29 protein-coding genes and 1 pseudogene are annotated in these 19,615 nt (G+C 36.9%); 6 read left to right on the top strand and 24 right to left on the bottom strand.

All coding sequences use genetic code 11. The features are described from left to right. Positions 1–220 precede the first annotated feature (220 nt). The 3 genes from BAZO_RS21165 to BAZO_RS08365 all read right to left on the bottom strand — a co-directional run bounded on the left by BAZO_RS21165 (position 221) and on the right by BAZO_RS08365 (position 2,195). Entirely contained in the window at positions 221–664 is a 444-nt protein-coding gene (locus tag BAZO_RS21165) for a pilin (protein WP_051015786.1), read from the bottom strand. 111 nt (positions 665–775) lie between these two features. Beyond that, complete coding sequence (locus BAZO_RS08370) at positions 776–1,924, bottom strand: FtsK/SpoIIIE domain-containing protein (protein WP_003330977.1); 1,149 nt, start codon at positions 1,922–1,924, stop codon at positions 776–778. Beyond that, positions 1,917–2,195 (bottom strand): hypothetical protein, encoded by a 279-nt coding sequence (locus BAZO_RS08365; protein WP_003330976.1) that lies wholly within the window; start codon positions 2,193–2,195, stop codon positions 1,917–1,919. Before BAZO_RS08365 ends, BAZO_RS08370 begins: the two co-directional genes overlap by 8 nt. A 157-nt stretch (positions 2,196–2,352) precedes the next feature. Between BAZO_RS08365 and BAZO_RS08360 the strand changes: the two genes are divergently transcribed. From BAZO_RS08360 to BAZO_RS08340, 6 genes are all read left to right on the top strand, one after another. Beyond that, positions 2,353–2,607 (top strand): helix-turn-helix domain-containing protein, encoded by a 255-nt coding sequence (locus BAZO_RS08360; RefSeq protein WP_003330974.1) that lies wholly within the window; start codon positions 2,353–2,355, stop codon positions 2,605–2,607. Positions 2,608–2,815: 208 nt separating this feature from the next. Next, entirely contained in the window at positions 2,816–3,433 is a 618-nt protein-coding gene (locus BAZO_RS08355) for a hypothetical protein (RefSeq protein ID WP_003330973.1), read from the top strand. A 134-nt stretch (positions 3,434–3,567) separates the two neighbouring features. Further along, entirely contained in the window at positions 3,568–3,708 is a 141-nt protein-coding gene (locus tag BAZO_RS22670; RefSeq protein ID WP_003330972.1) for a hypothetical protein, read from the top strand. A gap of 189 nt (positions 3,709–3,897) precedes the next feature. Beyond that, entirely contained in the window at positions 3,898–4,113 is a 216-nt protein-coding gene (locus BAZO_RS08350) for a helix-turn-helix domain-containing protein (RefSeq protein WP_003330971.1), read from the top strand. Positions 4,114–4,363: 250 nt separating this feature from the next. After that, positions 4,364–5,188 carry a HipA family kinase gene (locus tag BAZO_RS08345; RefSeq protein ID WP_003330970.1) on the top strand — a complete coding sequence of 275 codons (825 nt, stop codon included), beginning with the start codon at positions 4,364–4,366 and terminating at the stop codon, positions 5,186–5,188. Next, positions 5,178–5,987, top strand: a complete 810-nt coding sequence (locus BAZO_RS08340) for a DUF3037 domain-containing protein (RefSeq protein WP_003330969.1) — start codon at positions 5,178–5,180, stop codon at positions 5,985–5,987. Before BAZO_RS08345 ends, BAZO_RS08340 begins: the two co-directional genes overlap by 11 nt. Positions 5,988–6,114: 127 nt before the next feature. On the opposite strand, the gene BAZO_RS23400 is transcribed toward BAZO_RS08340, so the two are convergent. The 21 genes and pseudogenes from BAZO_RS23400 to BAZO_RS21160 form a co-directional block, all read right to left on the bottom strand. After that, positions 6,115–6,264 (bottom strand): stalk domain-containing protein, encoded by a 150-nt coding sequence (locus BAZO_RS23400; protein WP_235786718.1) that lies wholly within the window; start codon positions 6,262–6,264, stop codon positions 6,115–6,117. Between the two features lie 35 nt (positions 6,265–6,299). After that, positions 6,300–6,789: pseudogene (locus BAZO_RS08335) on the bottom strand (peptidoglycan recognition protein family protein); the annotation flags it as partial. Continuing rightward, positions 6,761–7,168 carry a phage holin family protein gene (locus BAZO_RS08330; protein ID WP_003330966.1) on the bottom strand — a complete coding sequence of 136 codons (408 nt, stop codon included), beginning with the start codon at positions 7,166–7,168 and terminating at the stop codon, positions 6,761–6,763. The pseudogene BAZO_RS08335 and the gene BAZO_RS08330, both read right to left, overlap by 29 nt. 89 nt (positions 7,169–7,257) lie before the next feature. Beyond that, positions 7,258–7,782: a hypothetical protein gene (locus tag BAZO_RS08325; protein ID WP_003330965.1), complete on the bottom strand. Its 525-nt coding sequence runs from the start codon at positions 7,780–7,782 to the stop codon at positions 7,258–7,260. A gap of 36 nt (positions 7,783–7,818) precedes the next feature. Continuing rightward, a complete protein-coding gene (locus tag BAZO_RS08320; RefSeq protein ID WP_003330964.1) occupies positions 7,819–8,004 on the bottom strand; it encodes a hypothetical protein in 186 nt (61 codons plus the stop codon). Positions 8,005–8,037: 33 nt separating this feature from the next. Next, positions 8,038–8,247: a CD1375 family protein gene (locus tag BAZO_RS08315; RefSeq protein WP_003330963.1), complete on the bottom strand. Its 210-nt coding sequence runs from the start codon at positions 8,245–8,247 to the stop codon at positions 8,038–8,040. Further along, positions 8,237–8,350, bottom strand: coding sequence for a CD1375 family protein (locus BAZO_RS23195; protein ID WP_268869819.1), 114 nt, complete (start codon positions 8,348–8,350; stop codon positions 8,237–8,239). The genes BAZO_RS08315 and BAZO_RS23195 overlap by 11 nt, the downstream gene beginning before the upstream one ends. Further along, positions 8,350–8,631 (bottom strand): hypothetical protein, encoded by a 282-nt coding sequence (locus tag BAZO_RS08310; RefSeq protein ID WP_003330962.1) that lies wholly within the window; start codon positions 8,629–8,631, stop codon positions 8,350–8,352. Before BAZO_RS08310 ends, BAZO_RS23195 begins: the two co-directional genes overlap by 1 nt. Next, on the bottom strand, positions 8,624–8,968 hold the full coding sequence (locus tag BAZO_RS08305; RefSeq protein ID WP_003330961.1) for a hypothetical protein: 345 nt from the start codon (positions 8,966–8,968) through the stop codon (positions 8,624–8,626). The genes BAZO_RS08310 and BAZO_RS08305 overlap by 8 nt, the downstream gene beginning before the upstream one ends. A gap of 14 nt (positions 8,969–8,982) precedes the next feature. Then, a complete protein-coding gene (locus BAZO_RS08300) occupies positions 8,983–10,413 on the bottom strand; it encodes a pyocin knob domain-containing protein (protein ID WP_003330960.1) in 1,431 nt (476 codons plus the stop codon). Between the two features lie 15 nt (positions 10,414–10,428). Further along, positions 10,429–11,034: a putative phage tail protein gene (locus BAZO_RS08295; RefSeq protein WP_003330959.1), complete on the bottom strand. Its 606-nt coding sequence runs from the start codon at positions 11,032–11,034 to the stop codon at positions 10,429–10,431. Between the two features lie 3 nt (positions 11,035–11,037). Then, on the bottom strand, positions 11,038–11,631 hold the full coding sequence (locus BAZO_RS08290) for a hyaluronate lyase N-terminal domain-containing protein (protein WP_003330958.1): 594 nt from the start codon (positions 11,629–11,631) through the stop codon (positions 11,038–11,040). Positions 11,632–11,643: 12 nt separating this feature from the next. Continuing rightward, complete coding sequence (locus BAZO_RS08285; protein ID WP_003330957.1) at positions 11,644–12,645, bottom strand: DUF2793 domain-containing protein; 1,002 nt, start codon at positions 12,643–12,645, stop codon at positions 11,644–11,646. Positions 12,646–12,651: 6 nt separating this feature from the next. Continuing rightward, positions 12,652–13,056, bottom strand: a complete 405-nt coding sequence (locus tag BAZO_RS08280; RefSeq protein ID WP_003330956.1) for a hypothetical protein — start codon at positions 13,054–13,056, stop codon at positions 12,652–12,654. Positions 13,057–13,059: 3 nt separating this feature from the next. Beyond that, positions 13,060–14,097 carry a baseplate J/gp47 family protein gene (locus BAZO_RS08275; protein WP_003330954.1) on the bottom strand — a complete coding sequence of 346 codons (1,038 nt, stop codon included), beginning with the start codon at positions 14,095–14,097 and terminating at the stop codon, positions 13,060–13,062. After that, positions 14,090–14,503, bottom strand: coding sequence for a DUF2634 domain-containing protein (locus tag BAZO_RS08270; RefSeq protein ID WP_003330953.1), 414 nt, complete (start codon positions 14,501–14,503; stop codon positions 14,090–14,092). Before BAZO_RS08270 ends, BAZO_RS08275 begins: the two co-directional genes overlap by 8 nt. After that, entirely contained in the window at positions 14,479–14,898 is a 420-nt protein-coding gene (locus tag BAZO_RS08265) for a DUF2577 domain-containing protein (RefSeq protein WP_003330952.1), read from the bottom strand. The genes BAZO_RS08270 and BAZO_RS08265 overlap by 25 nt, the downstream gene beginning before the upstream one ends. 14 nt (positions 14,899–14,912) lie before the next feature. Further along, positions 14,913–15,872 (bottom strand): XkdQ/YqbQ family protein, encoded by a 960-nt coding sequence (locus tag BAZO_RS08260; protein WP_003330951.1) that lies wholly within the window; start codon positions 15,870–15,872, stop codon positions 14,913–14,915. A gap of 8 nt (positions 15,873–15,880) precedes the next feature. Beyond that, complete coding sequence (locus tag BAZO_RS08255) at positions 15,881–16,576, bottom strand: LysM peptidoglycan-binding domain-containing protein (RefSeq protein WP_003330950.1); 696 nt, start codon at positions 16,574–16,576, stop codon at positions 15,881–15,883. Further along, the gene (locus BAZO_RS08250; protein ID WP_003330949.1) at positions 16,576–18,834 is read right to left on the bottom strand and encodes a tape measure protein; all 2,259 of its coding nucleotides are present in this window, start codon (positions 18,832–18,834) and stop codon (positions 16,576–16,578) included. Before BAZO_RS08250 ends, BAZO_RS08255 begins: the two co-directional genes overlap by 1 nt. A gap of 63 nt (positions 18,835–18,897) precedes the next feature. Next, on the bottom strand, positions 18,898–19,488 hold the full coding sequence (locus BAZO_RS21160; RefSeq protein WP_003330948.1) for a DUF4352 domain-containing protein: 591 nt from the start codon (positions 19,486–19,488) through the stop codon (positions 18,898–18,900). Positions 19,489–19,615: the final 127 nt, after the last annotated feature.

Below are 19,615 nucleotides of genomic sequence, written 5' to 3'. Positions count from 1 at the left end.
TTTGATTAGCCTCGAGTCTTACATTAATTGGTTAAACATATTTAGTTTAGCCGATAGACCCTTCCATTTCAAACTTGATTATTTTCGTATATATTAATAGGTAATAACATGTATCAAAATGCGTTAAATAAGCATTTCTAAGTTATTGCTTATAATAAAAAATCATAAAATATATTACCTTTGTGGGCAAATGGTGGGCAAACTATTTGCCTTCTTTTTTTTATGCTACAGCATCGCCTACCCCTGTGATCAATTTTAATATAATTGGGGACAATTGCACAAGTATATATCCAATTGCCGCCTGTTGCATATTTGATATGCCCTGCTCCTGTTGACCAATCATAAATCGGAGGCAACCCCAAGTGACCATAACACCGGCAATCGGCTTGGAGATTTCCTTCAAGACATCGATAAGAGGCTGCAGGGCTGTATTAACCGCACTTCCAAAAGTCTCTTTTACAGATGGTAAAGCTACTTCTTGGGCAAATGCCAATGGTGTTGTGATATCGAGAAATAGGCTACCAGCTACAACAGTGATGGCTACCTTTAAGCCGATTTTTGCTAGGCGTTTATTTGTCTTATTAAGCACTTTTTTATAACGATACTCCCCAGATAAAAACTCATTAACTGCCCCTACTGTTTGAATTCTATTAGTTAACATCATGTTATTTCCCCCTCTTTGTTCTTTTCTTAGCTGGCTTACGAGTAGACTTTTTCTTCTTTGCTTTGTATTGCTTAAGACCAAATGTAGCTGCTTCGAAAGCTATTTCTCCGACTATCTTTTTCCACGTTCCTCTATCAGATCCTCTATTTGTTTATTCTCGATAAATGGCGTCTGCACGATGTGTTTTCTATCCGTCAAATAGATGGCACGGCCTTTAATAAATGGCAGGCTTTCCGCCCCTGTTTCATCTAGTACCACTTGGCTGGCAACATCGGTCTGCAGCTTAAAACATAATTTAGCGTCACAGTTCTGTTTGACTTGTCGTGGCAGTGTGTCAGCTGTAGGATATTGAGTAGCATAGATTATACGAAATCCCAAGGCCCCACCTATCCGTGCTATTTCTGAAATGATTTGCTCACATTCTACCTTCATTTTTTTGATCTCACGATCAGTCTCACCAGCTGAAGCTATCTGAGCTGCTTCATCTACAACGATAAAGTGACGGTCTTTCCTTCCCGCTTCCTGAACGTTTTCAGCCTCCAACTGCATTAAATGGTCCATAACCTGTTGCATATTAGCTTTAATTTCCCTTAGTGCTTCCAGAGCGCTTTCCGTGTCACTTGCGACAGTTAAGACTTGCTTACATGTTCGATACCTGTTAAAGGTTAAGCCGCCCTTTAAATCGATTAATGTAAACGTAACGGATCCTGACTGGTTAACGATTAATGTGGTAATAGCATTTTTTAAAAAGACAGACTTTCCGTATCTTGTAGTCCCCGCAACGACGATGTGTGGAATCTTCTCGAAATCATGATAGATTGATGCTGATCGGCTCTGTCCAATTGGAACGTTCCATCCTTTGGCGCTGTTTTCATAAGGCACTAGCTCAGGCATGGGTTTGTTAAACACTTTAATTTTTAGCACTTTATCAAATGATATCTCTATTTCTTTTCGTTCTGACTTTTCCTTTTTAAAATAGAGCAGTACTGTATTTTTAGAAGTGTTCAAACCATCTTCGATTACGTCCTTCTTTTTTATAAAATCTTTAGAGCTTAATCCTTCTGGGATCCTAAACACGTATTCAATAAAGTTGCTGCCCCTCTTACTTCTTAGCAGCTTCATTGTGTCCTCTTTGCCATCGTATTTAACATACAGTCCCGCTTTTCTGCATATTCGCTGAATTCGTTGTGCATCTGTACCTCCTCTTCTTATATAAAACGAACCAGCTAAAACACCACTTGCTAACAAAACATCAAACATACTCTTTCCCTCCGATTTTAACGTTCATTTTCGGTATTGATGGTGCTATCGATTGGTTCTGCTTTTTTGGTAGTACCTGTTGCTGCACTTGTGGTGTAGCGGTTTTGGTAAGATCGACAGGTGTTACCGTTTTTTGCCTTTGAATTTCTTCATCAATTAACTTTTTTACAAACTTTGAAAATGACTTTTTGCCGATGTACTTTAGCCGCTTAATGTCATCCGGATTGGTCCTGTTAAAGCTAATTGATCTTACCCATTTGTTCGCGCTCATATAAACACTTCCTTTCCGTTGGTCTTTGGTAAATGATATTATCGGTATGATTAATATATTCCAAATTATTTTACCTTTCTGTATAAATCAAATTGGATTCAAAGACAAAAGAAGGAAATTTAAAATGAATGCAGAAAAAAAACATTGAGGTGATTTTATGAAATTAGTTCCGAGAGTCGCTGAAATGATAAAGAAAAGTGGGTATACAAGAGATTATATCGTTATGAAAATAGAGGAATATGAAGGTAAAGGAAAAGGGGTAAATTTAAAGACAATTTCAAACTGGTGCACTGGAAGATCTAAACCAAATGTAGAACGATTATTCATTTTAGCCAAGATATGCAAATGTAAAACGGATGATTTTTACGAATGGGTTGACGAGGAAATTGATAGTTCCGATACTATCGAGTAGACATTAAAAAAGACCGTTTTTGACGGTACGATTTGACAGGATATGAGACTAAAAGCTAATACTACGCTTTAGGCTAGTAATAGCTTATGAAAGGGGACAAGTTAATTATGCATGTCCAGCTAGATCCCCATCAAATATATTTTATAATATCATAGTCTACTAATATCGGTACTAGCAATATAGATTAGTAAACAAGGAGGAGATTGTCTTGAATAAAATAGTAATATTATTAATTGGTTTATCCATTCTTGTTGTCGGTTGTTCTTCCCAAAATACAACTGAAACGAGCAATAATACATCTACAGAAGCGGAAAATATTCGACCTGACAAAGAAAAAGCTGATCAACTTGCTAAGCAGGCACTTAAAGCATGGGATAATAAAGAGTTTATTCAAGCGAAAGAATTATTTGAGGAAAGCCTGAAATACCACAAAAACTTGGCGGTTGAGGAATGGTTAGATGATGATATTAAAGCTGGCGTAAATCAAATGAACAACGCTAAAGAGTATTCTCAATTTATCGAAGTTAATTCAAAAGTTAATAAAGCGGATTTTACCACTTTTGTCTCTATTAGCGGATCGATAAAAAATAAAGGAGAAAAGACAATCACAGATGGATTGCTAAAACTATATTACTTAGATGAATCCGGAAATCGAATCGGGGAAGAGTTAATGTATATTCATCCAGTTGCGGATGCTATTGATATTAAACCTAATTATTTAGGTGATTTTATTGCAGAAGTGCCAGATTCAATAAAAGCGAATTGGAACGAAAAATATGAAGTCCAATTGCATTCGTTGGTGTTTGATGGCGGTCGTTTACAATGATGATATTTTAAAGAGGCATATTGAATACGCCTCTTATTTTTTTTATTTGCAAAAAAAGGATAAAAAGTCTATAAATTCACTTGATTAACTCACCTTAGTGAGTTATAATAAAAGTATAGAAAGGTGGTGAACAAATGGTTATCTTAGGAAAAGTAATAGCTCTAGCGGTTTCGATTCTAACGCTTCGTCAGCTCTGGCTTACCAACCGAAAGACGAAATTAGAAATCAAAAAGCTAGAGCTAGAAATTAAAAAGCTGAGAAGAGGAGGAGGTTAATCCTCCCTCTCATCCTAAGTATAACATAAACGATATGAAAATATTACTGATAATCATTTGGATACTCATTTTGGTTTTAGGAATCCGTTATCTATTTTTAAGAAATGTTAGAAATAATTTGAAGGAAGAAAGGGATAAGCTTTATGACGAAAAAACAAACGGAGATAGATAAATATAGGAGGAAGTTTTATGCATCCCATTGACCAACTATGTAAAGAATTCGGTTTAACTAGATACTCACTGTCAAAAAAAAGTGGAGTGAATGATTCAACATTAGCTAATTTGGTAACAAGGAATACGGATGTCGATAACATGAAAGTTGGCACGGTTAAAAAAATTGCGGAAGCAATCGGATTATCTTTAGACGAACTCATAGAAAAATTGGAGAGTTATAAAAAGGAATAGCCCCTTCTCATTCAAGAGGGGCTATTTTTCGAGGGAGTAGTTCTAAGCTGTGATGCTATTATAATAAATACACTTGACTTTAAAGGGTATTTTTCCAAGATGTAGAAGTAGTTATATATCACTTTAAAAAAATCTATTTTTAAGACAGAAATTTTTAAATTGTTTTTGTCACAAATTGATGTATTTTGTGTTAAGATTCTCTCTAGATAAGATAAGCACTAAAGAGAATCAGAGCACTGCAGGTGATTACTTGAAACATTTCGAAATTCCTTCATATGATTTGATTAAGTATGAGCGCGGTATGGGGAACGGTATAACAAATCCATTATTGATGAAAACAACTGATGATTATTATGTTGTTAAATTCGTAGGCAACGAGCATGGTACAAGGATTCTAATTAATGAATTTGTTTGTTATAAATTAGCCAAATTATTAGATATCCCAATACCAGACGCTGCTTTAATTGACATTGATATTACGAAACTTAATCAGTTCCCTGAGTTAAAAGGATTAGGTGTGGAGACAGGGCTTCATTTCGGTAGTAGACTTGCTCCAAAAGCACAACCATCAATTCAGCCACCTTTATTAAATTTAGTAACAAATAAAGATGACATACCATCTATAATCTTATTTGACCAAATAATCTATAACAATGACCGTACCGAAAACAAAGGAAATCTCCTGATTGACATAAAAACAAAAAGGTTATTAGCTATAGACCATAGTCATACTTTTAAACTAGGAGCTTTATGGAATGAAATAGAGCTAAAAAAAATCCATGAAGATGATCTTTGTCTAGTCAAAGACTTTCATGGACATAACTACAAGGTTTTATTAAAATTCGTAAATGGCTTCAACCCATTTAATAAAATATTACAAAAAATAAAGGGCATAAGTCAAGATGATATTGACTGGTGTTTTGAACAACTTCCTTTACAATGGGAACTAAATAAAAGTGATGAGCATGCATTAAAAAGCTTTCTTTGGTATAGAATTGAAAATATAGATAAATTTTTATCTTTACTTAAGGAACAATGCCATGATTGGAAAGGAGGCGATATTTTTGAATTCTAAGACCATTTTTTATACCATTTGTCGGTATGTTCCTGACATCATAAGAGGTGAATTTATAAATGTTGGCGTTTTGACTTTTATACCAGAGTTGGGAAAAAGTAATTTTCAGAAAACCCGGAATTTAACCAGGGTTATAAATTTTGATGATGAATTAGAAATGGATGTTCTAAAAGCCCTTTTAGAATCATTGGAAATTCAATTTAATAATCGTTTTCAACCAATCTTAGGCAAACCTCCAACACCTGATTACTTGAAAAATGAGCTTGTATATTTTGTTAATCAAATTCAATTCAGTGAAATAAGGGCATTAAATAGTAGCACAGTCGAGGAAGATATTAAAGATTTGCATGACATGTACCTCTATTATGATCAAAAAAAATCGAATAGAATAAATGCGGATCGGGTTAAACGATTAGTGTCCAAGCTATTCACTTTAAATGAACTAAAAGATGTCGATAGACGCCCAAACGAGCAGAATGTATTTAAACAGCATCCCTTTGACTTTTCTGTAAGTCTGAAAGGGGAAACATTATTAATTAAAGCCTTAAGTTTTGATTATACTAATTACAATAGACTATATACTGAGATTAAATCCTTCTTATTCGATTTAAGTTATTTCAAAGAAATGGGTTATGAGAATATAAAAGTTGTAATAAATAATACAAGTATAGAAAATGATTCTGAAAAATTAGCTTATGATCTTCTAAGTAAGGAAGTAGATGTATATACAGTCCAACAATTTGCTGAATTGCTTAATGGAGCAGAAATTCAAAGAACTGAACAATTATCCATTTTTTAACAACGCTATGTTTTTAAAAAACATTTCACTAAACAAAATAGCCCCTTCTCATCGAGTTGGGGCTATTTTGTTTAGTGAGTAGTTCTAAGCTGATGTAGAATCAGTATACGCAACTAAAATAAATTAATTATTTAAGCGTAACTGTACTTGTTTTTTGGTCCCACTCCACTTTTTTACCTAACAGCTCGCTTAATTCTCTTACTGGTGCATATGTCACTCCGTTAATATTCACACCATCAATTAGCTTTGTCCCGGCTATAATATTAACCTTCTGCATCTCTTCACTCTCCTTCTTTTCATTAGATTTTTTTAGTTCATTTAATTCCATCTGAATGGCGTTTAATACAGCCTGCCAACGACCTTCGGCTAAAATTCGGTGTGGGCAATATTTGCCGGACCAGTCCTGGTGTTTTTTAACTCTCTCAATGCCCCAATTCCGTTCATGCAATAATTGAGCTATAAACTTAGTTGCTAATGCTTCCGCTTTTGTATATCGCTCTCCGCCAGACTTGCTATAACATATTTCTACACCTATTGATGTACGGTTGCCCGAATTAGCAGCTGAGCCATCACCACAATGCCAGGCGTTATGATTTAATGGAATGCCTTGTACAACTTCTTTATCATCAATTGCATAATGGTATGACACTTGATTAGTATTATTAATCATGTATTGCACTTCATTGTTTGCACTGGCATCGTTTGCGGTATTATGAATGGTAATATATTTAGCGTCCATTTGATTGGGACATTTAGTTTTCTGTTGACTTTCTTTAACGAGCATTTGTCTTGCTTGAATCATTTTTATCATCCTTTCCTTTATCAAACGTATTCAGCTTGTCCTGTACAATCCCGGGGAGATTTACTTCCAACATTTTCAGATTCTCTACAATACTTCCGCCTTCTTTGTAAATAAATAACCCCACCGTGAAACCTGTGAGGTAAAAGTTAAGTCCCAATATAAAGTCGATAGCAAGCACAAATATGATGCCGATCAGCTCACCAATCCAACGAATAATGCCGTCACGCATAACAGCCGATTGGTATGGCGATACTCCTTTCCAAGTCTTTAAAAGCCCTGTTGCAAAATCCAAGACTTTAACCAAAAAATAAAACAGCAGCATATAAGTTAATGTTTTTGGTAAAGACTCAAGTAAATGTAGGTTTTGAATAGTTATCACGTTATGGCCTCTTTTCCAATAAAAATAGCCTCGCTAGGTACGAGGCGTGACTTCATTTTATTTTGTTTAACAGCTACACACTAGGGTCCTCATTTGAAGTCATAATGCTTCCTTAACCATACTATTTTCCATTGTACCGACCCATTATTTTCATGATATTCAGGTATTTCAATCTCAACAATCCCAAGTTCGTTTTTATTGATTTTAGGATTGAATTTTCTTTGAAAATCATTAAATGTCATTTGTTCTGGGCTTACATTAAGCAAAATAATGTTAGCTAGTTCCAATTGGTCTATTCCTTGTATGGCGGAACTAAGATAGATTTTTTTATTTTCATCTGGTTTTGACAAGCCAGACGCACTGAATATTGGCGGATTATTTTTTAATAAGCTAATTAGACGATTGTCCATTTCCTTTGTTATCCTGTTGTTAACAATTGATTTTGCTATAAAATAAAGCGATGCCCCTGCTGCCGTAACAATAAAAGCGAGTACACTTAATAGCCAACTGGTGTGAAACTTGTAGTCACCTTCAATTGTTTTTACATATTGGTGTAGGTTTTCAACTTGTTGGCGTAAATTTTCAACTTGCAATATTAGTTCTTCAATTCCCATTAAATCAACACCCTTCCTTTTTGGAAGAGTATACCACTATTCTGCTTGTATTTTATGAATTTTCCCAAGAGTTTTAAATAATTGTTCCTTAATATCTTTTAATTCTTGCTTTATTTCATCCGGAATTCTTTTTTCATTAAGAATCCTACTATTCGCTTGATATAGACTACTTATTGCATTATTTAATTCTTGGGTTGCGTGGAATAAATTATCTACTTTCATTTGTTGTAATCACCTCATTCAATATGGTCCTACTTATGCCGTAACATCTAACGGTTTTCCATCAGTACCTAAACCAAGTTGTCCTAACTCTACCTCTACTGCAGGCTGTAAATTCATGGGCACTTGGGCGTAAGTTTTATATCCTTTAATAATCAAAGTTACATATACCGTTACCATAATATCGTCTCCTTTTATGATTTTTAGGAAAAATAAAAGCGATTGAACAACTAACTTAGTTAGCATGATCAACCGCCAGTATGGACTCTACTTCACTTTTTAAATTTTGTGGTACCTCGTCCAGTGTTTTTAAACCTTTTTTAATTAGATTTACATAAATTTGGGCCATTAAGCAGCACCTCCGTTTAACTTAGCTTCTAATTCATCTATTTTTGCTTGCTGCGTCAAAATTGTTTCATACATTTCCGTTAGCGCCAACATGGTTTCTATGCCTTCCTGTTCACGTTGGGCATCTGAATTCATATTTTGTTCATATACTTCAGTAACAGCCAACATAGTTGAAACGTTATCTTGTTCTAGCTGTGTTACACGTTCTTCCGTTGTAGGAGGTTCTGGTAACTTTTTTACAACAAAGCCAGTTGATGTTTTTTGTACATCGACATTAGACATTGAAAGTCACTTCCCCGTTTCTAAAATTAGGAATCACTGTACGCACTGTGCATTCTAGTCCTTCATCAGCTACGAAGTCGATTTCAGCTACACCATTTACCGCTTGTACTGTGATTTGATTATCTTCGTACTCAAAGATAATATCGCCATTATAATCTTCAACGAAATTGTCTAGATAATCATAAACTTCTGCAATTATTTTAGCCTTTTTGTATTTTAATTCAGTATGATATTTCCAGTCGTAAAACTTTTTTATCATAGCTATTTGCGCATCTGTTTTTATTTCTGTTTCTTCGTATAAAAAACCTAGCGGACTTTCTTTTAATTGAATTTCCATGCCAAATTACCTCCTTAGTCTAATACATAATAAGCCTTTACATTTCTGCCTGTCTTAAATCCTTTTTCAAAGCGTATAGGCGCTGAGATGTAACTATAATCGCGAATAGTAGCTTCATAATCTATACTCAGCGTCATACTTGATGCGGCACCGTCATCTACACTTATAGAATTTTCAAAGGCGTCTATTGTGTATGCTCTATTACTCAAATATACGGAACCACCAACTCTTGTTGACATTGTTCTATAGATATAACCTTTACCAGTGACGGTACTTAAATCAGATATCTCTCTAATTTTACTTGCATTAATCACTGTCCCACCTCCTCCTATTTCTTTCCAAGCACTCCATCCATTATAAAAGTATCGGACAAACATTGTAGGCGCTATAGCAAAATATGGAACTGCTACTTGATATCTACTGTTGAGGTCTGACTTCCCTGAAAAGAAATGTGTATGAACATACCAATAGCTACTATAGCCAGACACTTTTGGAGCATTAACATGGTCTGTCAAAATGAAATCATCCACTGTGGTGTTTGGATCACTAGAGATGTTTCCATTTATAATTACAGACTTTTGTAACATATACCCATGAAGTCCATCTATCATATCAGCATTCATCTCAGTTCCATGTCCTTGATAGCCTGAATGGTATATAATGTTTCTCTTGAATGTAGGAGCAACAGCATTCTTACTCGCAGTAAAAACAAAATCAGTTCCATTCTCTGTAAGCACCTCAAAACTATCTCCGTTTGCCTGTAAAGCAGTTCTATTTACGAATTCTGTTACTTGGTCTACTAGCTTACCGCCATTACCCAGTTTTATCCCTTTTCCTTCAGAAAAAGTAATATCACCTGTAAACGTACCACCTGTTTTAGGTATTGCTCCAACATCATCGGCACCTAGACTTACGGCTCCTGTTTTACCATTTACCGATAATACAGCATCAGCTGGAGTTAATAATTCTTGCCAGTTTGCTAATGTAGTAGCAGGAGATGCTTTTAAAATAAATGTTTTATTTATGTCAGTTCGAACACAGACATCTCCTATCTGAGCAGTTAGTGCTAACATTGAAGCTTGACTATTAACTACAAACGTATCTGTAATAGCCAAAGCTGGTAGGATTGATGCATCTAATTTGTTGTCTGCTCCTATTACAGGAATTGTTCCGTTTGTTGTTCCTGTGTTTTTAGAAGCTACTGTACCTAGAGTTGGTTTATTAGTTAAATCATTATAGTTACCACTGAGCCCAGCTAATTTATTTTTTTCAGCCGTTGTAAAATCGTTACTAGATAAGCCCTTACCGGTCTCTTTTTGAACTTTATCATCATTCAAACTTTTAAGCTGAGTGTCGATGATGTCCATGTTGTCGTTTAAATCTTGTATATTAACGACATCTGTACCATCAGGTTTCTTCAAATTATAATTTCCTGTGTATTTCATAAAACCGCTCCTTTCCTAGTAAACTCTTAATTCGTTCCAGGTTTTTGCTTTGGCACTTGTCCATGTTAATTCCTTCAATTTATCCCACCAAGTGAATGTGTACTCAATGGAATACGATAGATGGGCAGGCTTAATGATTTCAATGATTTCAAGAAATCCAGCCATGTTTTTAGGTATACCTTTTACTCCAATGAATTTGACTACAAATGAATAACTTTCTGGATGCTCAATCACATCTACTTCAGCGTTTGTGAAAGCCAATGCAACCTCTTTTATCATTGTTTTTGTGACAGTGCCATAGCCCCTAATTTTTGCTTTTATGATTTCTCTACGTTCCTCGTATGATAAAGATAGATTTGACTGTATCCCAAATACTCTTTCCCAGAACGTTAAGCCCCATGTTGCCGATTCTATAAAAAGTTGATTCTCAATATCACTTTTGGAAAAATACAAGTTTCCTAGTTCGATTGAAAGACTGTTTTGTAGTTTTTCCATCTCAAGAATGTCCCTGTATAAGGGCGGTAAATAATTTAACAGGTTGGGGCTGTATGATTCTAAATCTTCATCTGTTACTTTATTTTCACCGTATTTCAATTCACCATATTGGAAGGCTCCATACAAACTTTACACCCCCTTGAGGTCGTTCCATGTTAATGGTCCTTTTGGCATGGCCTGCGCTGCAATAGCTTGTGCAATTCTTTGTCCTGACACCAATCTAGCTGTCGTAGATGTTCCCGCTTCTGCTTCCGCTTGCGATATGGTACTCCATTGTGATGTATGCGCCAATGTGCGTGTAGTCCCGTTAAGTCTAACGAATAAGCCGCTCGTGGTCGTCCACAAATCTCCGTTCTCAGGACTAGATGGCGCTACTCCGTGCGGGAGATTTAACGATGCTTCACCTATAACTCCGGCCGGAAACGTAACTTTTCCAGTAAAAATATCTCCATCTTTTCTGACCAAATCTGGTTTCTCCTTTATTCCCGACCACAAAACCGTATCAGCCGTTTCTGCTGCATCCACTTTGCCGTTGTTGTTTGTGTCATAAATGGACTTCAGCATATCCCCTACAGTTTGAGCAGCTACCAACAATACATTCCCGCTGGCTGTTCCAACATACAGCTTTTGCGTATCGGTGCAATATCCTAATTCACCGACAGCTAAAGTCCCAATATCTTTTTCAAGGCCCCTACGAATTTGAATCAAAACTTTTCTCGGCATCCTCCTCTCCTCCTAGAACGTACCACCGTCAACCACTGATACCGTAAGTTTATTTCCATTTGCACTATCATAAATAATACTGTCGTTATCTATATTTGCTTCTACACCTGTACTATTAACAGTTATCCCTTTTCCCGCTTTCACGCTAATTGATGTGGAGGCAACAGTAATCCCGTTGCCTGCTCCAACTGTTAAGGTTACTGAATCTCCCTGGCCGCCACCGGTTAGACCGTTACCAGCGATAATGTTTTGGTTTGCCTCACCGCTTCTAACCCACGATGTTCCATTGTAAACATAGTTTTTATTCTCCGAATCTACGTATATGCTCCAACCAAGGTTAGGAACGTAATACTCCCATGCAGCTCCATTATAATGAACGACTTGATCTCCCTTTCCAGACCATGCGCCTGTCGCATTCGATGGAATAAGGTAGCGATCATTCTTAATTGGAGATGCTGGCGGTGCAGTAATCGTTTTTGATTTAACACTATCCTGCCATTCCAATCCCCTTATTGCGTTATAAATTTCTGTATTGATTTTTTGAGCAGACCAAAGGTCTGTTACACTTACACCGTTATCATTTATTTTTCTATGCTGTGTAACGTCATCAATATGGTCTTTGATTTCTTTTGCCGTTTTGGTGTTTGTTCCATCTGATACTTTATTTACGCTGCCGTTTGTTACATCCGCTTTTTTCACACGTGAATAGGTTGTCCCGTCTGGTAAATCATCAAGTGTTTGAACATTTAACTTTTTCCACGTTGCTCCATCATCCATGAAGATATAACCTAAATCCGTCCCGCTTGTTACATAATATAAACGTCCTAATACCCCTGCATTGGGTCTTGCAGCTAAAGTACCGGACATCACGCGGCAAAGTAATATATTGGATGTTCCATCCCCAATAAAAACTTCTTTTGTATCCGTACAAAAACCCATTTCCCCTTGAAGCAATGCACCGTACGTATCTAGTTGACTTTTAGTCCCTCGCTTGATTCTTATCGTCTGTGCCATCAAAGATTACCTCCTTTCAAAAGTACCACCGTCTATAAGCCCATCTACTTTATAACGCTCAAGCTCCTTTTGTGTGTTGACAATGCTGTCTTGCAAAACATTAATATCATCGGCTTCCACTTGATCTCCTGTTGTTTCATACGTGATATACAACCTTGGCTTGTCTGAAAAAATCTTAATGGACTTCTTCCAAGGTGTTTGACTTGGAATCGATAATAAGAAGTTTTCGACTTTCTCACCTGTCAATTTAGAGCCTGTATAAACTCTCACACTTGCAGTCGTTACATTATCATGATTAAGTATCCCTTCATAAACACCGTTAACTGGTGAGACTTCTTCTTCGATCACATAGACCGTACCAACTTTATTTAGTTTTTCAGTAAACTTATCAATTTGGTTTGGGTACGTCATTTATTACACCCCCAACGATACGCTATTCAAGACTGGAATTTCTTCTTCACCCAATAAGATATTTGATTGGCTGCTATTTATTTTAAGATCCGAATAATCACCCACACCTGGAGTATCCAATAAGAGATTCCCTATCTTCGCAAAAGAAACATAAGTTTCGTTAAAAGCAAGATCTGCAAAATGTTGTATGGCTGATCGCTCAAAAGCTGTTTTTACTTGACCGATGGTATATCCATTTGCCAATGTAATGTTTGCAGAAATACTAATAGGAATCTCCCTACAACTAATAACTGTAACAGTTGCACCGATAGGTCTATTTTCTTCAATATAGTTGTATACATCTGTCACTAATTCAGAGCTTGCAGCACGTTTTTCCGAATTAACGATAACAATTTTGACTGTTCCTGGGCCATCCCATATAGGAGTAATCTTAGCCTCACCAACACCCGCAACCTCTTTGGCCCATTTTTTATAATGGTATACATTACCGCTTGTAATTGGTAATCTGACTAATTCTAGAAAACGATTTCGAAGAGAATTATCCGTTTCTACATCTTCACCAGGAGTCATTACATCTATTAATGTAGCCGTCCCTAAACCATTGATTTGTTCTATTGGGAGTAATAGGCCAAAATCAATATTCCCAACTGCGCCAGACGTTTCAGCGCGCAAGGCAAACTCTCCGCTCGTTATCTTGCTCTCAACAACATAAACAATGTTATTAAGGCGAAAACGACTACCCAAAGGCACATCCAGCGGCAGGGAATTTGTGTCAACGAAGACACCTTTTCGAAGGGCTGTTGAAGCTTGTTTTCGGTAAATGCCATGCTCCGCCACACGTTTTTCTAAGAATTCACCGTCTGCAGTATCTGCAAACATTAGTCTTAAGAGTAAATCAATGTCGGCATATGTCTGAGCTATCTCCATAGCCGCTGGAGCAAGGGCATCGTAAATAATTGAGCCTTCTCTTTTGTCCACATCATTTGGAACACGATCAAGCATTCCTTGAAGGATATTTTCAAATGTTTTTTGTTCAAACAAATGGGATCACCTCCCTTAGTACATCAACATCACCGTATATAGTTACAGCTGTAAAACTTACAAATACTTCATCTTTTATAAAATCAAGTTTAAATTTTTCAATGGATGTTATACGTTCATCCTGCAGTAGCGCTTCTTTTACCCTTCTTGGGAGATCACCACGAACAAATAATTCTTCGTACCCAATCATATTTTCAAATCCATAGCGCGGGGAATATATTAGGTGCGCATTCCACAATGTTTGTAGAACTTTATAAATAGCCTGTTCCATCGCCTCTCTACGGTCAATAAAACCCGAACATCTTCCTTTTTCAAAATCAAGCTTATACGTTCGTGTTGGTAGTTCCGATGCATCAACAACTTTTAAATTTTTAACAAGCGTTATTGATTCTGTGGGTAGGACCATATCTTCTTACCCTCCCTGTAACGGTCAAATACTAGGAATTTATGACCGCCTTGCATTCTAACCAGTATGACTTTTTCACCTTTTTTAAGACCATCCTCGAAAATCAGTTTTACGTAGTTATGTTTATACGAAGAAGATGGATATGTCGTATTTAATTTATCAATTTCTGTTTTATCTCCAAGTTCACGATTAGCTGATTCTTGATGCTCAATGGTGACAATACGCTCATGCCTGGTTAGATGTTCCGCGATATCAAGAAATTCCTCAGTAAGCTTCAATTTTGAGTGAATTTCAATTTCGATAGGTTTTGCTTTCGTAACAGTGCCGTATATAAGGTTTACCGGATTTGTGGCATTCACAGCTTCGACTGCGATTCTTTTCATTTTGTCGAACATCTAAAATCACCCTATTAAATAACTTTTAATTTTAGTGACATGGTGTGTACACCTTCATTCCAAGAATGTTTGCATTCATCAACCATGAAATATTCATTGATTCCTAACTTTTCAATAAGCAAGTAAACCATTCGACCAGCTCGAACTTTCCAGTGACCAAGACAACTAATTTCTAATGCTTTAGTTTCTTTATTTCTTAGTTTAATAATTCTATCAGCCAAGTCATTTATCTGTGCCGGAGTCATATTCTCATTAACAATTTGGAAATATTGTAATTGTCCCCATTTGGCTATACTGGCGCTGTCTTGTATTTCATACCTCTCTTTTTTTCCAGCTTTCTTATCAACATGAACGAGCTTTACACGATTGTAAGTTTCAGAGTCAATTGACTTTTTATACTCAAAATCAAAAAGCAGACTATCCTCACCGATATAGAACTCATCTGCTCGAATGGCCATGTTATTAATATTTTTTAAACCAAGCTCGCCATAATCATCGAATAGCACAAAGTTTTGATTGGTTGCAATCAATGTTGAATCAAGATATTTTACACAAACATCAAACGCTTGCTTATCATCCTCAACAATACCGGGAACAACATAACCGGTATCTTCAAATACGCCAACCTTTACTTTTGCCATCGATGCGATTTTTTTAATAGCTTCTGAAGCGGCAGAGGCCGGAATAACAAACGTGTCATTGTACATTAAATAACGCAGCTGATCATAGGCCCTTACAGCTACTTCCGCACCATTTATTATTTTCACATCAAAAACGAATCCGTAAAAAATCTTAGCATCCTCGTCTACAACCCTGATAATAGCACCGCTATTAACTGGAAACTCCAAAGGTTTTTCAATGATGAGCGAAGCATCTAAAACACTTGCTTTTCCCAATCTCTCTGTTTTCCATTCAATTTTAGTAACGGGCATTTCTACAACTTCGCCCGTCCGATTATCGATTAATACTTCCATATAGGCGCTCACTTCTTTTCCCAGGCAGGTGGTATTTTTAACTTTAAACCGACGGGCAGTTTCCTTAATTGGCTATCACTAATCCCATTCAATTGTTGAAGTTCTCTATAGTTGTTACCATTACCGGTGTATTTCTGAGCGACTTTCCATAGACTGTCTCCCGTAATTAAGGAATATGTCTTTGGTATAGGGGGCTGGTTTTGTCTAGGCGGCACCTGGTTTTTTACGGCTGTCACTTGTGCCACCGCAACATCCTTATTTGCTACTGTTTTGCTTACAATAATTACTTTTTTCGGTGCAAATGGAACAAATTTTTTCAATGATAAAGAAAAATTGACATCTTCACTTCCAAATGATTCATCATATTGAAAAGACTCTATCGTTACAAGCTCATTGATCGTGAAGGAGCCGTTCACGTAAATATAGCGGATCGGCTCCTTCTTTTCCATCCAATTTTCAAGTTTTTCAATATAGTAAGAAGGCTCAAAAAAATCCGTCTCAAGAAAATGGTATTCTTGAGACGGAAAAAAGGATTCAAGAGAAAACTCTTTAAGTTCAACATCTTTGGGAATGTTCACACTTCCAAGTTTTGCAATTTTAAAAGTCTCGCCGTCTCCTTCAATCTTCACGTTGACTTTCTCTGGATTTACCGGGAGATGGAAGCGTTCTGAATCATTCTTTGCACTAAAGATAATTCCATGCATTACGAATACGCCCCCTTCACACCACGATTCATTCCGTCGTCAATCATGTCGTCAATCCCTTTTAGTGTTTTAGCAACAATCTTATCTATGTCAACTTCTTCACGAATAGTCATATCACCAAAAGATACTTGAGGTGTAAGCGTCACAAAGTTTTGAATGGAACGAATATCAGCAAGCTCCCGAAGCATTTTCAAGTCTTCTTCGGCAATGTTGATTTCATCGCCAATTTTACCAACTTTGTCAAGCTTCCCTCCCGTCGGATTAGCAGCACCTTTTTCCATTTTTGTTCCGGGGCTATTTAGCAAACTTTCCCCTGGACTCATTGTAAACGGATTGTCATCTAGACCTTTCGGACCCTTTAGAGCACCGGATATTTTGTCAGCCATTTTCATTAATTTATCGCTTGCCGCTAATGAAAGTGATTTCCCAGCATCATATGCGGCATTAGCAGCTGCCGGCATATTTACAAAATTTAATCTCGGGATGTTTACCGTGCCTTTACTTCTCTCAGGTGGCTTGAGATTTTCAGCAAAGTTTATTAGCTTCTCAGACATTTTTATTCCAGTAGTAGCACTAAATTTGCCTATTTCACCGATCTTAACTCCCGGAATTGCATTGAGGGCTTTTATTAGCGTATTTATCCCACCAATCGCAATATTTGCCCCTGCAACAAAAGCACTACCTAATACATTGGCTGCATTATCGAAAGACCCAGCTATAGAAGTCATAAAGTTTATTGCGTTTTTAGATAAGTCATAAAATAACTTTTCTACTGCATAGACCGGATCAACGAACACATTAAGCAGGAACTCGACAAATGACATGATGAAATTCCATAAATACACGAAAATATTCCAAATCCCGGCACCTAGTGCTGTAAATAATCCGGTTATAAACCCAATAACTGTCGCTGTTTGGTTTGCCCAATTGATAAGGGCGTAAATAACCAGCGCTATGGCAGCGACAATTCCTAATATTACCCATGTTGTGGGATTCGCTAACGTAGCTGCAATGTATTCCCAAGTCGCCGATTCTGCAAGTTTTGTGGCAGCAGTAACCATTGCCCACTTTGCCGCATGTGCTAAAAGAATGACACCTAAGGCTCCTAAAGCGGCACCGATTACAGTTAAGATAGGACCAATAACGGACCAGTTATCCGTGAAAAATTGACCTACTGCCACAACTGTATTATAAAACCACTCAAGTGCATCGAATAACATATCCATACCAGCAAGAAAAACGCTGATAAACCACATCGCATGGCCTGCCAATACACCAAACGCATCCGAGTTAACAAACTGGTTAAAACGAATAAAAAGCGGTTCAAATGCTCTTGTGGCCCAGTTGCTGAACATGGTCCATGCTTGTCCAAAGGTTAAAGGCATGTTTTTAAATTTTTTCTCAATGTCATCAGCCGCACTAAACAAAGCGCCTTTAATAATATCAGCCGTAATCGTGCCGTCTGCTGACATTTCTTTTAACTCACCTTTAGTTTTTCCAGTAAAATCCGCTATCGCCTGCGCTAACATCGGAGCGTTTTCCATAATTGAACGGAATTCATCACCCTGAAGTTTTCCTGCTGCCATCGCTTGAGTTAATTGGTACATACCTGCTTGACGCTCAAAGGTAGAGGCTCCGGAGACTGTAAACACTTTTCCCATCATTTCACCAAAAGCAATCATTTCCTTGTTGTCCTTAAATGATTCTCCCGCAAGAAGACCGAGTTTTGAAACAGAGCTAGCTAAATCCATATAACCGCTTCGGCTACGTTGAGCGGCTTCATACACCATTTGTTGTAATTCCGCTTGCGTTTGTAAGTTATCATTAATATTTGACAAACGAGCCGAAGTAGATGTATAAGCATCAGCAGAATTGACAAAGCTTTTAAACCCGTTAATTAATCCTTGTACAGATAAGTATGCAGCCGCAGCCCCAGCAAATCCCGCAAAGAAATTTCTTACTGCACCTCCTGCTGCTGTTATTGGTCCTGGTAAATTTGTATACTGATTTTGTAATCTTTGAATTCCACTACTTGCTACAGCATTTTGCGTTCTTGCTGATGATGCTAAACGTTCTAATTCAGCCGAAGCGGACTGTATTTCACTTCTTGCTCGTTGCAGTCCTCTAGTATCAACATTATTAGCTGTACGGTCCATACGTTCCATAATACTAATGGTTCTATCCATCGCTCTCATCATTCGTGTAAGAGGACCTGTTAATCGGTCTGTTAGCGTAAGACTTGTTTGTGCTCCTGTCATTGAATTCACCTGCTTTTTACGTAAAATAAAAAGCCACTCAAAGAGTGACTTTTATTAGTGAAATTAATTCAAATTAATTATTCCTGTTTCAGTTCCCCAAAAACCAGTCTGCACTTGCAAATCAAGTCCTGTTAAACTTGCCGGTACCTCAAATACCACATTACCCGTTAAAGCAAGCCCCGGATTGATGCCTTCAAATGTAAAAAATTTACCATCTGCTACTATTATAGATGATGGTGAGTAAGTTGCACCGCTGGTGGCTTTTAATTTAAAGAAGCTAGAATCAGTTTGAATCATTTCAGTACCATTATTTTTAACTGTTACATTTACGATTAAGAATACGGCACCTTCCGAATCTGGTGTATATTTAAACATTCCATTACCAGCTGTAATCTTGTTAGTTTCCTCCATAGAGTTAACTTTGAAAACAGCTTTACCTATAGTAAGTTCTTCACCTATGCTAGCTTTTTTAGCTTCTTCAGTTGTAGACTCTTCTTTTTTTCCTTCATTGCTTTTTGTGGCTGTCGCTTCGACAGCTTCTTTTTCAACATTAGTTGTCTTTTTACTATCATCCCCAAAAAGCGCACCAATAACAATTATTAGTACAATAACACCAATAAGACCGCCACAACCTAATTTTAAAAACTTTTTCACTGTACGCAATACCTCCCTATCCACAATTATACAAATAAGGAGTTCGACACATTATCGCCTTTTTCCTCTTTCTATTTTTCAAGATTTTACATTTATACCAAAACACCCCCTCTCTGGAAGTGTTTTG

This window comes from Schinkia azotoformans LMG 9581 (assembly GCF_000307855.1).
In the GTDB taxonomy this organism is placed as follows: Bacteria; Bacillota; Bacilli; order Bacillales; family Bacillaceae_J; genus Schinkia; species Schinkia azotoformans.
The sequence above is the reverse complement of the archived record's forward strand: the minus strand, read 5'-3'. Positions and strand labels throughout refer to the sequence as shown.

What these genes read in the sequence shown, in the direction of transcription:
- BAZO_RS21165 (WP_051015786.1), bottom strand. Translation starts at nt 664, where the DNA reads ATGATGTTAACTAATAGAATTCAAACAGTAGGGGCAGTTAATGAGTTT.
- BAZO_RS08370 (WP_003330977.1), bottom strand. Translation starts at nt 1,924, where the DNA reads ATGTTTGATGTTTTGTTAGCAAGTGGTGTTTTAGCTGGTTCGTTTTAT.
- BAZO_RS08365 (WP_003330976.1), bottom strand. Translation starts at nt 2,195, where the DNA reads ATGAGCGCGAACAAATGGGTAAGATCAATTAGCTTTAACAGGACCAAT.
- BAZO_RS08360 (WP_003330974.1), top strand. Translation starts at nt 2,353, where the DNA reads ATGAAATTAGTTCCGAGAGTCGCTGAAATGATAAAGAAAAGTGGGTAT.
- BAZO_RS22670 (WP_003330972.1), top strand. Translation starts at nt 3,568, where the DNA reads ATGGTTATCTTAGGAAAAGTAATAGCTCTAGCGGTTTCGATTCTAACG.
- BAZO_RS08350 (WP_003330971.1), top strand. Translation starts at nt 3,898, where the DNA reads ATGCATCCCATTGACCAACTATGTAAAGAATTCGGTTTAACTAGATAC.
- BAZO_RS23400 (WP_235786718.1), bottom strand. Translation starts at nt 6,264, where the DNA reads ATGCAGAAGGTTAATATTATAGCCGGGACAAAGCTAATTGATGGTGTG.
- BAZO_RS08325 (WP_003330965.1), bottom strand. Translation starts at nt 7,782, where the DNA reads ATGGGAATTGAAGAACTAATATTGCAAGTTGAAAATTTACGCCAACAA.
- BAZO_RS08320 (WP_003330964.1), bottom strand. Translation starts at nt 8,004, where the DNA reads ATGAAAGTAGATAATTTATTCCACGCAACCCAAGAATTAAATAATGCA.
- BAZO_RS08315 (WP_003330963.1), bottom strand. Translation starts at nt 8,247, where the DNA reads ATGCTAACTAAGTTAGTTGTTCAATCGCTTTTATTTTTCCTAAAAATC.
- BAZO_RS23195 (WP_268869819.1), bottom strand. Translation starts at nt 8,350, where the DNA reads ATGGCCCAAATTTATGTAAATCTAATTAAAAAAGGTTTAAAAACACTG.
- BAZO_RS08310 (WP_003330962.1), bottom strand. Translation starts at nt 8,631, where the DNA reads ATGTCTAATGTCGATGTACAAAAAACATCAACTGGCTTTGTTGTAAAA.
- BAZO_RS08305 (WP_003330961.1), bottom strand. Translation starts at nt 8,968, where the DNA reads ATGGAAATTCAATTAAAAGAAAGTCCGCTAGGTTTTTTATACGAAGAA.
- BAZO_RS08300 (WP_003330960.1), bottom strand. Translation starts at nt 10,413, where the DNA reads ATGAAATACACAGGAAATTATAATTTGAAGAAACCTGATGGTACAGAT.
- BAZO_RS08290 (WP_003330958.1), bottom strand. Translation starts at nt 11,631, where the DNA reads ATGCCGAGAAAAGTTTTGATTCAAATTCGTAGGGGCCTTGAAAAAGAT.
- BAZO_RS08285 (WP_003330957.1), bottom strand. Translation starts at nt 12,645, where the DNA reads ATGGCACAGACGATAAGAATCAAGCGAGGGACTAAAAGTCAACTAGAT.
- BAZO_RS08280 (WP_003330956.1), bottom strand. Translation starts at nt 13,056, where the DNA reads ATGACGTACCCAAACCAAATTGATAAGTTTACTGAAAAACTAAATAAA.
- BAZO_RS08270 (WP_003330953.1), bottom strand. Translation starts at nt 14,503, where the DNA reads ATGGTCCTACCCACAGAATCAATAACGCTTGTTAAAAATTTAAAAGTT.
- BAZO_RS08265 (WP_003330952.1), bottom strand. Translation starts at nt 14,898, where the DNA reads ATGTTCGACAAAATGAAAAGAATCGCAGTCGAAGCTGTGAATGCCACA.
- BAZO_RS08260 (WP_003330951.1), bottom strand. Translation starts at nt 15,872, where the DNA reads ATGGAAGTATTAATCGATAATCGGACGGGCGAAGTTGTAGAAATGCCC.
- BAZO_RS08255 (WP_003330950.1), bottom strand. Translation starts at nt 16,576, where the DNA reads ATGCATGGAATTATCTTTAGTGCAAAGAATGATTCAGAACGCTTCCAT.
- BAZO_RS08250 (WP_003330949.1), bottom strand. Translation starts at nt 18,834, where the DNA reads ATGACAGGAGCACAAACAAGTCTTACGCTAACAGACCGATTAACAGGT.